We start from the raw sequence: 14624 nt of genomic DNA on the forward strand, positions 1-14624 counted from the left end.
CATCCATGGCTGCTGAACTGAACGCATTGCGTGACCAAATCGATGACGTTGATAAGCAGATGCTTGAGCTTTTGGCAAAGCGTCTATCTCTTGTGGAGCAAGTTGGTGAAGTAAAGAGCCGACACGGCTTACCTATTTATGCCCCTGACAGAGAAGCAGCCATGCTGGCCTCTCGCCGTGAAGAAGCAGCAAAAAAGGGTGTGCCACCTCAGTTAATCGAGGACATCCTGCGCCGCACCATGCGTGAGTCTTATGCTAGTGAGAAAGACTCTGGCTTTAAGTGCCTTAACCCAGAACTGCGCTCAGTCGTTATTGTTGGTGGTAAAGGGCAATTAGGTGGCTTGTTTGGTCGCATGTTTACCTTGTCTGGCTATCAAGTCAAAGTGCTCGGTAGCCAAGATTGGGATCGCGCTGATGAGATCTTAGACAACGCTGGTCTTGTGGTGGTAACGGTGCCAATTCACTTGACAGAAGGGGTGATTGAGAAGCTTGGAAACTTACCGGAAGACTGCATTCTGTGTGATCTAACGTCTATCAAGTCCAAGCCACTTAATGCGATGATGAACGTGCACCAAGGTCCGGTTGTTGGTCTGCACCCGATGTTCGGTCCTGACGTACCAAGCCTTGCTAAGCAGGTCATTGTTTACTGCGATGGCAGACAAGAAGCTGAATACCAATGGCTACTCGAACAGTTCAAGATTTGGGGCGCAAGTCTGTGCCAGATCTCTGCTGAGCAACACGACAAAGGCATGACATTGATTCAGGCGCTACGCCACTTCACCTCGTTTGCCTACGGTCGCCATCTCAGTCAGCAAAACCCTGACCTTGATACGCTAGTGAAATTGAGCTCGCCGATCTACCGTCTCGAACTAGCGATGGTTGGCAGACTGTTTGCTCAAGATCCAACGCTCTACGGTGACATCATTATGTCATCAGAGGAAAACATCGAGATGATCAAGTGTTTCCATAAGCAGTTTGGCGAAGCGTTGGCGCTACTCGATAGCAAAGATAAAGCGAAGTTTGTCACTGAGTTCAATGAGGTGAGCGATTGGTTTGGTGATTACTCACAGCAGTTTATGTCTGAGAGTCAAAATCTGCTGAAACAAGCGAATGACGCCATTCATCGCGGCTAAGTTTGTACTCAATAAATAATGAAAAACGCAGCATTCTCGCTGCGTTTTTTTATGTTTGCGGTATCTAGAAAAACACCTGAAGCTCGTTTCTACTTTATAAAATGAGACCTGTGGCAAAATTATAAGCATCAAGTTGTTATGAAAGGTAATTTAGTCAATTAAACTAATGGTTTAGTGAGATAGTAATAGGGAAATTACTTTATTATTCACTCAGTAAATATGAGTTGGATTGACTATGGGTGTAACAGTTTGTGCGAATGGACTCAGCGTAGTTCACAAAGGATCGGGTGGCGAAGCAAACGCAACACTGCCAGATGTGTGCCTAACCACGATGGGAAACTCTGTGGTTCCTATCCCTTATGGTAACAACGCAAAATCGGCAGATTTGGCGGATGGTACAACGACCGTGAGTATGGATGGTGGCAACAGCATTGCCATTGAAGGCAGTAAATTTAGTGCGAGTACCGGTGATGCTGGCGGCGACAAAAAGGGCGTGTCGTCAGGGACAATTGAAGCCGAAGCCGAATTTATTTCTTCGTCTCCAACCGTGATCATCGAAGGTAAGGGCGTCTGTCGTTTGAGTGATCAAATGACGATGAACAAAGCGAATACGATGTGTTTAGGCGGAGTGCAGAACCCGGCAGTGTCCGTCACCGAAGACCAAGAAGGCACCTACACCGTCGATCTAACCTGCAAATACCCGAATGGAAAACCCTACGCGAATGCCGATTTTCAGCTGGTGGAACCGAGTGGTGCGATAGTGGCTGTAGGGACACTCGACCAACAAGGTATGAGTACTGTCAGCGGATTACCAAGGACGGAATGCAAACTTATATTAAAAGAGACACAGGATAGCTATAAGCCCAACGGTTCACTAGCCGAGAATACACCCACAGAAACCTATCAAGACAGTCACGACTTTTGCACGTTTGTTGCGAGCTCAAGAGCACCATTTTGGGACAGTAGAGTTGGCGTGGCAAATGACTGGGGAATCTTACTTTCTCCGTCTTACACCGATGATGATTTCCAATCTATGGTGTTTGAGCAAAGTCGAATCCTGTCTCCTTATGCTGTAGACCGAAACCATTCGCATAGTTTTGCTGCGGCGTTTGTGTCAGCCCTTTATCATGCTCAACACGACACAGAATCTTTAGATAAGTACCAGCCATTATTGGAACTGCTGTTCGAACAAGTGAATGAGAATGGCGATATTCTGAGGATTCTCTTCCAAGCTGATTTGTTCGAACCGCCAGCCGATATGCTTGCCAAGCTTCGTCTTCTTGGTACGGGCAACACAGTTAGGTACATGCAGATGATGATGTGGACTTTCATCAATCAACAAGTGTGCGGTTTTATTGATGAACTGGTTGCTGCGTTGGACGAGCGATTGGCTTACATCTACTCACAGGCAGAAGCCCGGTCATACACCGCAGTACAACAAGGTGTAAAAGGCTATCAGAGTGCCTTGCTGACACTCTCACGAGTGTTACCTGATGTGTTCAGCCAAATACTGGAGAGCACCAACGATAAACTGCTGACGATATCAGGAATGGCAATAGGGACGATTGTGAATAGCAATGGTTCTTCAGGCTTTTCAACCACGAATAGTGAGTTTAACGCTGTGGTTTACACACGAACTCACAACTTAAATCGTCCACCTTTCATCACCTTCGATGATGTCTTCTCTGATTAAGGTCTCTCACTATGGAAGCTGTTTTCCCAATTACACAAAGAAATGGTGAGCCTTATCATACGTTAAGCGACTTCACCAAAATGTTCGACCAAGCTAAGAGTGGTCGTTATCTTCTAGGACAAGGTTATGGTTGGCACAGTGGCGTGCACCTCACATCAAAAATGGTGCCCTGGGGTAAAGGACTAAGACCGATTCAATCCATGTTAGATGGCAAGATCATCGCCTATCGAATTCATGAGGATTACCAAAAAACCTTATACAAAGGTCAGGAGCTCAAGTTCAGCAATAACTTTGTGTTGATTGAACATGAATGCCAAAACCCCGACGATAGTAACGATGGTTTTAAGTTCTACTCTCTTTACATGCACCTTGCGCCACCGGCAGATATCGGTGCCAATAGCTCACCAAGTACTCGCTATAAAATGGCAATGGAGCAAGGCAAAAGGAATGTACGTACCTTCAAGTTCGACAGTGAACCTAAACAAGAAAGCGAACTAGATAAAGTTGGAATGTCGAAAGGGACGATTCTTGAATATCTCTTTGCTGAGGAAAAGGAAACTCACAAGTACAACATTAATGGCACCGATTATCACATGATTAAATGCCGAGTGGTTGAAGCGGGCGATCAAAATTCCACTCGAGAAAAAGGCATGGAAGGGAAATTGGTTTGGTTTGCTGCAGGCAAAGACAGTGAGTTCGACATTCTAGAAAACACCAGTGTGATGCAGCCTGTACCAGTATCAGAGCCCCCTTGGATGAAAGAAGACGCTGCGAAGTTACGTAATGGCAGTGTGGTGCCACTCACTTTGAATGTCGAAGGAACCCCAGATCTCGGTATATCTATCAATGCGGGGGATGAAATTGGCTATATGGGTCTTCATGAATACAGCAACGACATCAACGCGACCAAAAAAGAAGATAACAGAGTTCACATCGAGCTGTTCTCTATCGATGAGCCGCCGGAGTACTTTAAGAAGTTACTATCCCCACCTAATGCTGAAGAAACACCATTGATAGTGATTGATGGGAGTGAGAGTGATGGGGCGCTGAGTAGTGAAAATACATTCTTCGTATCGCTAGCCAAAGAAGTATCAAAAAGCAGAAAAAGTAGTGATGAAGCAGCAGATAGTGAAGAAGTAGATTTCTCTTCAGCCACACCCAAAGAGCTGAAAACCTATTTGAACAATAAACGAAAACACTTCGAGCGCGTGATAGTAAAACACCCATCTGATTGGCATGTGGAGAAATCTGACTCAATATATGAACGAATACACGCTATTGCTAGAGAAATATACGAACAACTTCTCTCGAGAGGTTTTGTGAGTTTAGAAGATTTTGAGAATTCGCCATGGAGAGAGAAGGTTCTCGCTGAGTATGATGTTTTCTCGGAGCATGAGAGAGAGCGTGCGAAAGAGTTTTCTTGGTTGGAAGGTGTAGAGTCCATAAGTGGCAAAACTAATAACGGTTCAGTGTGGCACTATTGGCCATTTATTGCGAGTAGCACACAATTTATCTTTACTCTTGAGATGTTGAGTAAAGTCTACCCTCGTGTGAAGGACTCTAAAAGAGATGTCTTGCAAGCTATAGTGAATGAACTTAATGAACATATTGAATTTTATAAGTTAGATACACCTTTACGTCGTACCCATTTTTTTGCGCAAATAATGCAAGAAACAGGTCCTGATTTGAATATGGCTGAGTATACTAATTATCGTATTTCTACGTTAGATACTGATGTGTATGAGACAGCTCGCGGGAGAAACTATCCTAGTGATCACGCAAAACATCCAGGAGAACGGTATATCGATGTACTTGGCATTCATGAAAAAAGAGATGGTAAGTTTGTAAAGAAAGATGGTAGCCGACCAAGCTTAGAAGATAAGCGTATGTTGTTTAACGTAATGTATGGTGGCCGTAAGGATTTAGGAAATCATGATTTCCTAACAACTGATGATGGCTGGAACTATAGGGGAAGAGGGCTGAAACAACTTACGGGTAGAAGGAACTACACAGGTTTTAATAAGTGGCATGCTAAAAATCAATCTGAATGGCCTGAAGATAAAATAGATTCAATAACTAACCCAGAGGTTATTTTACAAGCTAAGTATGCTACACGATCTTCAGCTTGGTTTTGGGTTAGTAATAAATTGTATGAAATAGCTGACTCTGGTGCGAATGGGGAAGCTGTGAATAAAATAACAAGAAAAGTTAATAGTGGTACAGATTCATATGCGCTGCGTAGGAGAAATTTTAGTGATTTGTGGAAAAATGGAGTTTTTGAGTAATGAATAAAAAACTATTTTTATTAGCGGGCTTAAACGCGCTATTAGGAATTAAGTGTGCAAATGCCGTGCATCCTCAAATAGATATCGAGCGTAGTGATATAACAACTACTCTGTGTAATGAAAAGGAAGATATCTACTTTAGTGCTAAACTAGAAAATGGTAAGTATGCTTCTTTATGTGGATTTAATCATAAAAGCCCGAGTACGGGGTATGTTAAATATAGATACGGTATGCCAGGTAATGTGGAACTAGAGTATCCAAAGGACTTGGGAACACCAAAAGGTAGATTTTTAACCTACCACGTTAGGTTAGGCCCAAATGCTCAGGGGAGAAAGATATTCTTTTATATAGGAGACTATCGATATAATATAAGCAACGTCGCAGGGAATTGTAGTTTACGAGTCTCTAAAGGAAAGAATGTTGTATTTGAATCTTGGTGTGATGAACAGTTATGGCTGAATACTTTTGGTGGAGATCAATCAGGTTGGTTAATACTTGATGATGAGTTGATAAAACGTTTTCCTCAGCAATTTCAGGACCCGAGTGAGCCAGAATTTCACTAGAGGCAAAACAAGAATTTTAGGGTTCTGGTGGTTTTAATCGCATGGTTGTTAACGCTATAAAGTTTTTAACTCCGATTTTGTTTTTTGCTAGTTTTCACTCATTTGGAAACGATGTAGGAGAGTGGTTTTATGAGAATGACCATCTAAATATTACCCCTAGTTTTAGAATTGGAAAGTGTAAGCAGATCAAAGGGGAAGCCGATCTGAACAGGTGTTTTGGTCATGAAAATGTATTCTCAACCTACGAGTTTACTAGAGACGGTGAGGAACTCCCCGCGACCATACTTTACCCAAATGTTGAGGGTAAGACACTACGCATTTTTTGGTTCGATGACCAAAGGACGGAGCCGCGAAGCGTGAAATTGACTGCCGATGGAAGTCAATGGAGAGTTGGAACCGAGCTATATGTCGGTTTAAGTAGTCAGGAACTTGCTAAAGTAAATAAGGCGAACTTTGCCGTGAGAGACTTTGATTTTGATGAGCAAGGTGAAGTTTTGTGGAACTCTGGCTTTGTAATGAGCGTTTTCGCGCCAGAGAGGCTTAGGGTGTATCTAGATATTCAAAACGATCTGAGCTCAGAGCAGATGATGGCTGTAAGCGGGCAGGGCGTGTTTTGTTTCTCTCAGGCTGAAAAGCTCGGTGTCAAAATGGCAATAAAAGAGATTAACCTCTATTTCTCAGACCAACAGCATTTTGAAGTGGACTGTAAAGACGTGGAAAAATAACCATGTAGTGCAGTCGCTTCACAACAAATAATGGAAGCAACAACGCTTACACTAGTTCGTTGATTCAACCTCTTCCGAACTCGTCTCTTCATTCACCGCCGTCTTAATCGACGAATCAACATAAGGCGCATTCGTCAGGTTGATCTGCAGTTTAACTACACTGCTTACCAACTCAATCAACGGTGCCCATTGCACTTTCTTCTCTTTTTCAAAGACATAATCGAAGTTTTCCGGACTCCAATCGATAAAGTATTGAGGGTTTAGCGTGCGGCCCAAGAAGCGGATCTCGTAGTGAAGGTGCGGGCCTGTTGAAGTGCCGCTGTTGCCACAGGTAGCAAGCACATCGCCTTTGCTAACAAACTGACCGCTCTTGGCTTTGAATTTGTGCAGGTGAGCGTAAGAACTCATGAAACCGAAGGCATGACGGACGGTGAGGTAGTTACCATAACCTTGGCGACTTGGTCGTACGGTTTCAACCACGCCGTCGGCAGGCGCTAAGATTTGCTCGCCAGTTTTACAGGTTAGGTCGATACCACTGTGAACGTGACGTTTACCAGTAATAGGGTGCGTACGTCTGCCATAAGAGGAAGAGATGCGCTGGTAAGTCATTGGACTGTCGTTGGGGATGAGTCTTAGCATGGTAGCGCGCACAGCTGAGTCAATAGCTGCAGCGTCGATGCGCTCTTCTAATGGCATCTCACTGTCATACTGCTCTTCATCGACAAGGCCAAGTACTGCTTCCACATCGTTCACACGTTTACCTAGAAGCTGTAATGAATCACGTTTTTCTTCAAGCTCTTGAGAGAGGTCGTGCATTTCATTCACTTGCTCTTCTAACTTTGCCTCGAGCATAGCTTTTTCTTGGTGCAGACTTGCTAACGATCCCTCTGTTGAGGTCAGTTCTAGCTGTGACTGCTGATACGAATACCCAACTAACCCTAAGCCAACAGGGAAAGCCGCAGCTAGTAAGATAGCTGTGTAGGTGCGCTTTTTTCCAAGGCGCAGCGTTTTCTTCTTTCCTTGTTGTGTTGGTATAACAACGCGAATCTTATTGGGCATAGTAACGGTTCGTAGGTGACAGTCTGTCTATAAAATAACGTGAATTTTCAGTTAATTTCGCTAATTCGTGGCACAAAATCACAAAAAAATAGGGCGCTATTATTAGCGCCCTATGGAAAAAAAACAAGTTTATCTGTAAATCAGTTGCTTATTTTGAGATACGCTTGTACTTGATGCGGTGTGGTTCAGCGGCTTCAGGACCAAGCGTCTTCTTCAACCATTCCATGTACTCGGTATAGTTACCTTCGTAGAAGTTAACCTGACCTTCATCACGGTAGTCGATGATGTGAGTCGCGATACGGTCAAGGAACCAACGGTCGTGCGAGATAACCATGGCACAGCCAGGGAACTCTAGAAGTGCTTCTTCTAGTGCACGCAGCGTTTCAACGTCAAGGTCGTTGGTTGGCTCATCAAGTAGTAGCATGTTACCGCCAGCTTTAAGAAGCTTAGCAAGGTGTACACGGTTACGCTCACCACCAGATAGCTCACCGATGATCTTCTGTTGGTCGCTGCCTTTGAAGTTAAAGCGCGAGCAGTAAGCACGAGCTGGGATCTCAAAGTTGTTGATCTTGATGATGTCAGCGCCTTCAGAGATCTCTTGGAATACTGTATTGGTGTCGTTCATTGAGTCACGGAACTGCTCAACAGACGCCAGCTTAACGGTTTCACCTAGATCGATCGTACCTGAGTCAGGCTGTTCAGTGCCGCTTAGCATCTTGAATAGCGTTGATTTACCTGCACCGTTGGCACCGATAATACCCACGATAGCACCCTTAGGAATGCTGAACGATAGGTCGTCGATAAGCACGCGGCCGTCGAAAGACTTAGTTAGGTTGTTCACTTCAAGAACTTTGTCACCTAGACGCTCACCTGGCGGGATGAACAGCTCGTTGGTCTCGTTACGCTTCTGGTGATCGCCGCTTTGCAGCTCTTCAAAGCGTGCCATACGTGCTTTAGACTTCGCTTGGCGACCTTTAGGGTTTTGACGAACCCACTCAAGTTCTTTCTCGATGGTCTTTTGACGAGCTTTCTCTTGAGACGCTTCTTGTTGCAGACGCGCATCTTTTTGCTCAAGCCAAGAGGTGTAGTTACCTTCCCATGGAATACCTTCACCACGGTCAAGTTCTAGGATCCAACCGGCTGCGTTATCTAGGAAGTAACGGTCGTGGGTAATCGCCACAACGGTGCCAGTGTAATCAACAAGGAAGCGCTCTAGCCAAGCTACAGATTCAGCATCCAAGTGGTTGGTTGGTTCGTCAAGAAGCAGCATGTCTGGCTTCTCAAGCAGTAGGCGACAGATAGCAACACGACGACGCTCACCACCAGAAAGGTGTTGGATCTTCGCATCCCACTCAGGAAGACGAAGTGCATCTGCAGCGCGCTCTAGAGCGTTTTCTAGGTTATGACCTTCTTTCGCTTGAATCAGAGCTTCCAGTTCACCTTGCTCTTTTGCTAGCGCATCAAAGTCCGCATCTGGTTCTGCGTAAGCTGCGTAAACTTCGTCAAGACGCTTCATCGCACCTGCAACGTCAGCAACGGCTTCTTCAACGATTTCGCGAACCGTTTTTGATTCGTCTAGTACTGGCTCCTGAGGTAGGTAACCTACGTTTAGACCTGGTTGTGGGCGTGCTTCACCATCGATGTCAGTATCAATACCTGCCATGATGCGCAGAAGCGTTGATTTACCTGCGCCGTTAAGACCAAGTACACCGATTTTCGCGCCAGGGAAGAAGCTTAGAGAAATGTCCTTGAGGATTTGTCGCTTTGGTGGCACCACTTTGCTCACGCGCGACATAGTATAGACGTATTCAGCCATTGCCGATCGTTCCTAATTTTGAAGTCAATAAAGTTCCTATTTTACACCACCGAGCGGAATCCTTTCAATTTTACTTCTAAGAAAGCATGCATCGATTGAAACGCTTCGAAGGGATAGTGCGTATCAAATAGCCAGAAACAAATTCTTAATAACAAAGCCATTGGAAAGTTGACTCATTTGGTCTTAAATTGAAGTTTGACCATGCATTAAATGACAGCTGACACGGTCGTCAGGAAAACAATAACAATATCTCTTATGGTCAACGTTCACAGCATCGAAGGAATGGTTACATGGATTTCAAACGACGATACTCAAAGCCGTTACTAGCAACAGCATACGGAGCTATCGTATCACTGGCTATGCCAGTTTTTATGGGCACCGCCCAAGCCTCTGAAACAAAACTTGAACGTCAGCGCGATACGTATGACAAAGCCCAAGATCTCATCGATAAAAAAGACATCAGTGGCTACAACAAGATCCGCGCTCAAATTGCGGACTACCCGTTAACGCCTTATGTCGATTACCGAGTTTTTTCTCTGCAGTTGAAAGACAAATCGGTCTCCGAGGTGAATCAGTTTATAGAAACGCATCAGGCGTTCCCTTTCTCTTCGCGTATCCGTGCGCCGTTTATCGACCAGTTGGCGAGGCAGAAACGTTGGAATGACCTTCTAGAGTTTCAAACCACTTACCCCAATGGGGAGCGCTATCAGTGTCATTACCATTATGCGCAGCTAAAAACAGGCGACAGCAAAGCTGCGTATGAAGGTGCGGCAAACTTATGGAAAAGTGGCGATAGCGTCGATAGCGCTTGCGATCCCTTGTTTGATTCATGGAATAAGGCAGGGCTGCGCACAGACGATTTGATTCTCGAGCGAATGACGCTGGCGTTTAAAAGCCGTAATGGCTCCTTAATTAACTATCTCAATAAGCAGCTGAAAACCTCAAAAGGAAAGCAGCAAGGTAAGCAGGTCCAAGCCCTGTTCAAGTCACCAAAAAATGTAGCTACGTTTGCCGCAGGTAACTTCCCTGAACCAAATCGCAGTTTACTGACGGAGTCGGCACTGCAAAAACTCGCGCGTAGCGATAAAGAGCAAGCGCGCAGCACGCTCTCGAAGCTGAATAAAAACAGTAAATTGACGCCTGAGCTAAAACAGTCGATGAATGATTACGTGGCGATGCGCTTTATTACCACAGACTCAGATAGCGAAGCTAAATGGCGAGATGGGGTTTTAGCGACATCGAGCAATGATGGTTACCTAGAGCGTCGTGCTCGTTTAGCGGTGCAGCAAGCGGATTGGAAAGGGCTGACTCAGTGGATAGATAAACTGACAGATGAAACGAAGCAAACTAGCCGTTGGCAGTATTGGCTCGCGCGCGCAGAGATAAGCAATGGTGATAAGGCGCAAGGTGAAAAGCGATTGGAGTCCATTGTAGGGCAGCGCAACTTCTACAGTGCAGCCGCAGCCACACATTTAAAACATTCGATTGTTTATCCGATTTCGACGACCACATTTGATAGCAAAGTGGTTGCCCCTTATCAGAGTAGCTTGATTCGCATCGAAGAGCTTATTAAGCGCGATAAGATTACAGCAGCGAAATCTGAGTGGCGCTATCTACTTTCTAATGTTTCTAAGCCAGAGAAAGAGATGCTCGCGGCCTATGCTGGACAGAAGCGTTGGCATCACCTTACCGTGGTGGCAACCATATCTGCCAAGATGTGGGATAACATGAGTCTTCGTTTCCCGACTGCTCACCAATGGTGGTTTAACTTCTATGGGGAGAAGTTGGACTTAGATACTGACCTTCTGATGTCTTTGGCAAGACAAGAAAGTGCGATGGATGTGGAAGCCCGCTCTCCGGTAGGTGCTCGTGGAGTGATGCAAATCATGCCTGCCACCGCGAAATACACCGCGAAAAAGCACAAAATTGCCTATAAGCGAACCAGTGAACTGTATCAAGTGAATAAAAACATTGAGATAGGTTCACATTACCTCAACGAGCTTTTGGGTAACTATGACAATAACCGTATCTTTGCGCTCGCTGCTTATAATGCCGGACCGAACCGCGTGAAGCGCTGGCGAGCAGCTTCTGATGGCAACCTAGATGCCATCGCGTTTATTGAAGCGATACCGTTTCGGGAAACCCGCGGCTACGTCCAGAACATTCTGATGTTCCAGGTCTATTATCGTGATTTGATGGGTGTTCAAGGAAGTTTCCTTACCGATGCAGAGGCGAATAAGCGGTACTAGTTACCGTACACTAGGAATTGGCGTGAGCTTGGGGTTAGAATGGAGTATTGGAAGTCTCTAATGGAATGATTCATGGAACCTCAATATCAAGATTGGCAACAAGTTCTCGACCTGATCCAACGTTCGCAAAGCACAGAGCAACAAGCGCAGCTCATGACGATGCTGTTAACGCCGGATGAGCGTGAAGCAGTTACTGCTCGCGTTAACATCTTATGTGAGCTACTAAAAGGGGACTTATCTCAGCGTCAAATTAGCCAGATGTTAGGGGTGGGTGTAGCGACCATTACTCGAGGTAGTGCAGAGGTGAAGCGCCTTGAAGATGCAGAGAAGAACGCATTAAGTGACTTGCTGTTAAAATAGCGAGACCTATCGGGTCTCGCTCATTGGCACTAGCGTAACGTGCGGTTAGAAATGGTCTGGATTCACGAAAGGGATCAGCGCCAAAATCAAGGCTTGATGGTATACCGAACTGCGAGTGAGCTGGTGCTGAGTTAACAGCGCAATGGCGCCGCCTTTTTGTTTGATGTTGTCGGTGCCAAACGTTTTATCCATGACATCGCCAAGTTCTACCGTCGGCGATAGCTGCTCAACAACAGCCGGTGGCAGCATCAAGCTCGCGCTTCTCGATTCACCAACCAGTCCTTGTGATTCAATCACCATCCACGCAAAGGTACAGCCGCCATCCAATCCAGCCTCAATACCCACATAAAAGTCACCGCCTTGTTTAGCCTGTTTGGCATTGTTAACTCGGTTTACAGCACCGCGATGGGTTTCCTCGTTATCCATAGGCTGGTCCGCCACACCGCTAGGTACACTAACCCCTTCAAATTCAAATGCTTGATTTGGGAAAGCCGATTCAAACGCGCTTTTAACAGCATTAATTTTGGCTGGGTTTAATGAGGCAATAACGACCTTTTTCATGACAGACTTATCCATGTATAAAACGTAAGAACCTAATTCTAACGTAAATCTTCCCTATTCATGTCATTTAAATCTTCAATATCCCTAACCTTGGTTGTGACCGATTCAGGGTCCAACTAGGAATCAATATAATTTTTATAGTATGATGTTCTGTTATTTATAGTCAGAAACTTCAACAAGAGACAATGGATATGAAACTAAAACAAGTAGTGGTGGCTTTAGGAATTATGACGCTGGCAGGATGCCAAGCGACGCAGCGTCAAAATGCCACGACGGGCGAGTATGAGACAAACTCAGCGACCAAAGGTGCCGTTATCGGCGCGATTGCGGGAACCGCTGTGGGTATTGCCTCTGGTGGCGATAGCAAGGGTATTCTTCTGGGAGCAGCGAGTGGTGCTGCAATCGGTGGCGGCGCTGGTTACTACTTTGATCAACAAGAGAAAGCACTACGCCAAGAGCTACTAAACTCTGGAGTACAAGTGGAGCGTACAGGCGACAATCAATTGGTTCTTCGTCTAGAAAATGGCATTGGCTTTGCGAGTAACTCGCACGCTTTAGATAGTAACATTCACAACACGCTTAAAGGTGTGGCGCGCATTTTAGTCGAATACCCAGATACAAGCCTTGTCATCGATGGTTATACCGACAGCACGGGTAGTGCCGATTACAATCAGCAGTTATCTGAAAAGCGTGCTGAGCAGGTACGCGCATTTTTGGTAAGCCAAAATGTTGCCGCAGGTCGTGCTGTTGCTCGAGGCATGGGTGAGCGTTTCCCTATCTGTAGCAACTCAACGACAGAAGGGCGTCAATGCAACCGACGTGTAGAGATTAAGATTCTACCGCTGACGTAAGCGGTGTATCGAACGTAGATAAAAAAATCCCTAGGTCATGCCTAGGGATTTTTGGTTTTATTCTTTGTTGTCAGCAAGATCTGGAATAACAGGTTTGACGTTGTCGATAGGGTAGCAGCCCAATACTTTTAAGTGCTTCGTTATCTTCACTAACTCATCGACTGCGTTCTTCATTGCCTCAGAATCTTTATGTCCTTCGACATCGACATAAAACATCTCTTCCCAAGGGTTGCCCATGATTGGACGAGACTCAAGCTTGGTCATATTGATGCCATAGCGCTGAAGCACCAGCAAGGTTTCAACCAGTGAGCCAGCCTCTTGTGAGGTTGCCATGATAAAGGTTGTTTTCGCTGGGATCTGAGCCGACACTTCCACTGGCTTTCTCGCCACAATAATAAAGCGAGTGTGGTTCTCTGTTTGATTGGCAATGTTGCCTTGAATCGACTGTAAACCGTAAAGCTTACCGCTTGCTGCGTGACCGATAGCCGCAACGTCGTCGCGATTTAGCTCTTGTACTTTTTGCATCGCATCAGCCGTGCTTGCACAGGACTCAAGAGTCACGCCTTTCAGACGGCTCAAGAACTCACTGCATTGCTGGTGCGGCTGAGGGTGTGAGTACAGTGTCTTGATGTTCTCAAGACGGATCTCTTTCGTCGCCACTAAGCAGTGTTCGATAGGCTGAGTGATCTCGCCGACGATATGCAAAGTCGTGTGCTGAAGCAGATCAAATACTTCATTGATAGAACCTGAGCTGGTGTTCTCGATTGGCAGCACACCATAATCTGCATGGCCAGATTCAACCGTTTTGATGACTTCTTTGAATTGGTCGCAGTTAAGCTCTACCAGTTCTGTGTTCTTGCGAGAGAAGTAGTCTCGGCTTGCAAGGTGGGAATAAGAGCCCTTTGCACCAAGAAACGCCACGCGAGCGACGGGCTTTCGGCTTTGGTCTGGATTCGCTAGATTCTGTAGGTAAACCTGCTGCAACAACACTGAGTCTTCAATGATGGTATGAAAGATCTTAGTGATGTACGGGGCATCGAGTTCGTACTTGTCTTTACCGTTGTTGATTAACTTAACGAGCAGTTGCTGTTCACGAGCAGCATCACGAACGGGTTTAGATGTCTCTACTTTGCTTTTCGCTACTTCAATGCTGAGCTTACGGCGCTCAGATAGAAGTTGCAGTAGCTGGTCATCAAGTTCATTCAGTCTCAGGCGAATGTCATCTAGTGAATAGTTGGTGTCGGTCATCAAATAGTCCTTATAAAAAAGCCTCCCGTTTGGGAGGCTTTCCGTTCGTTTTTGACTTTTCTTTCGAAAACGAAGAAGCCT

At 45.5% G+C, this 14624-nt stretch carries 12 protein-coding genes and 1 other annotated feature (1 of these 13 cut by a window edge); of the genes, 8 read left to right on the forward strand and 4 right to left on the reverse strand.

The window, feature by feature from the left end:
• The first annotated feature begins 5 nt into the window (after positions 1 to 5).
• The 5 genes from tyrA (at position 6) to J4N45_RS02895 (ending at position 6399) form a co-directional block, all read left to right on the forward strand.
• Positions 6 to 1133 carry a bifunctional chorismate mutase/prephenate dehydrogenase gene (gene tyrA / locus J4N45_RS02875; RefSeq protein WP_252013532.1) on the forward strand — a complete coding sequence of 376 codons (1128 nt, stop codon included), beginning with the start codon at positions 6 to 8 and terminating at the stop codon, positions 1131 to 1133.
• Positions 1134 to 1368: 235 nt separating this feature from the next.
• Positions 1369 to 2826, forward strand: coding sequence for a DUF4150 domain-containing protein (locus tag J4N45_RS02880; protein ID WP_252013534.1), 1458 nt, complete (start codon positions 1369 to 1371; stop codon positions 2824 to 2826).
• A gap of 11 nt (positions 2827 to 2837) precedes the next feature.
• Positions 2838 to 5111, forward strand: coding sequence for a hypothetical protein (locus J4N45_RS02885; RefSeq protein ID WP_252013536.1), 2274 nt, complete (start codon positions 2838 to 2840; stop codon positions 5109 to 5111).
• Complete coding sequence (locus J4N45_RS02890; protein WP_252013538.1) at positions 5111 to 5674, forward strand: hypothetical protein; 564 nt, start codon at positions 5111 to 5113, stop codon at positions 5672 to 5674. The genes J4N45_RS02885 and J4N45_RS02890 overlap by 1 nt, the downstream gene beginning before the upstream one ends.
• A gap of 41 nt (positions 5675 to 5715) precedes the next feature.
• A complete protein-coding gene (locus J4N45_RS02895; RefSeq protein ID WP_252013540.1) occupies positions 5716 to 6399 on the forward strand; it encodes a hypothetical protein in 684 nt (227 codons plus the stop codon).
• Between the two features lie 51 nt (positions 6400 to 6450).
• Here J4N45_RS02895 and J4N45_RS02900 read toward each other — a convergent pair whose 3' ends face one another.
• Together J4N45_RS02900 and ettA are read right to left on the reverse strand one after the other, a co-directional pair.
• Complete coding sequence (locus tag J4N45_RS02900) at positions 6451 to 7458, reverse strand: M23 family metallopeptidase (protein WP_234494470.1); 1008 nt, start codon at positions 7456 to 7458, stop codon at positions 6451 to 6453.
• A 148-nt stretch (positions 7459 to 7606) separates the two neighbouring features.
• Positions 7607 to 9274: an energy-dependent translational throttle protein EttA gene (gene ettA / locus J4N45_RS02905; protein ID WP_042503057.1), complete on the reverse strand. Its 1668-nt coding sequence runs from the start codon at positions 9272 to 9274 to the stop codon at positions 7607 to 7609.
• Between the two features lie 290 nt (positions 9275 to 9564).
• Here ettA and sltY point away from each other — a divergent pair, with 290 nt between their 5' ends.
• Together sltY and trpR are read left to right on the forward strand one after the other, a co-directional pair.
• On the forward strand, positions 9565 to 11523 hold the full coding sequence (gene sltY / locus J4N45_RS02910) for a murein transglycosylase (RefSeq protein WP_252013542.1): 1959 nt from the start codon (positions 9565 to 9567) through the stop codon (positions 11521 to 11523).
• Positions 11524 to 11595: 72 nt separating this feature from the next.
• Positions 11596 to 11883 carry a trp operon repressor gene (gene trpR, locus J4N45_RS02915; RefSeq protein ID WP_042476094.1) on the forward strand — a complete coding sequence of 96 codons (288 nt, stop codon included), beginning with the start codon at positions 11596 to 11598 and terminating at the stop codon, positions 11881 to 11883.
• A 45-nt stretch (positions 11884 to 11928) separates the two neighbouring features.
• Here trpR and yjjX read toward each other — a convergent pair whose 3' ends face one another.
• Positions 11929 to 12444 (reverse strand): inosine/xanthosine triphosphatase, encoded by a 516-nt coding sequence (yjjX, locus tag J4N45_RS02920; protein WP_252013544.1) that lies wholly within the window; start codon positions 12442 to 12444, stop codon positions 11929 to 11931.
• A gap of 191 nt (positions 12445 to 12635) precedes the next feature.
• Here yjjX and J4N45_RS02925 point away from each other — a divergent pair, with 191 nt between their 5' ends.
• On the forward strand, positions 12636 to 13295 hold the full coding sequence (locus J4N45_RS02925; RefSeq protein ID WP_252013546.1) for a YiaD family glycine zipper/OmpA-like lipoprotein: 660 nt from the start codon (positions 12636 to 12638) through the stop codon (positions 13293 to 13295).
• A gap of 57 nt (positions 13296 to 13352) precedes the next feature.
• On the opposite strand, the gene pheA is transcribed toward J4N45_RS02925, so the two are convergent.
• The gene (pheA, locus tag J4N45_RS02930) at positions 13353 to 14543 is read right to left on the reverse strand and encodes a prephenate dehydratase (protein WP_252013548.1); all 1191 of its coding nucleotides are present in this window, start codon (positions 14541 to 14543) and stop codon (positions 13353 to 13355) included.
• An 11-nt stretch (positions 14544 to 14554) separates the two neighbouring features.
• Positions 14555 to 14624, reverse strand: a sequence feature (Phe leader region) (it continues 52 nt past the right edge of the window).

Source organism: Vibrio sp. SCSIO 43140 (assembly GCF_023716585.1).
GTDB classification, from domain to species: Bacteria; Pseudomonadota; Gammaproteobacteria; order Enterobacterales; family Vibrionaceae; genus Vibrio; species Vibrio maritimus_B.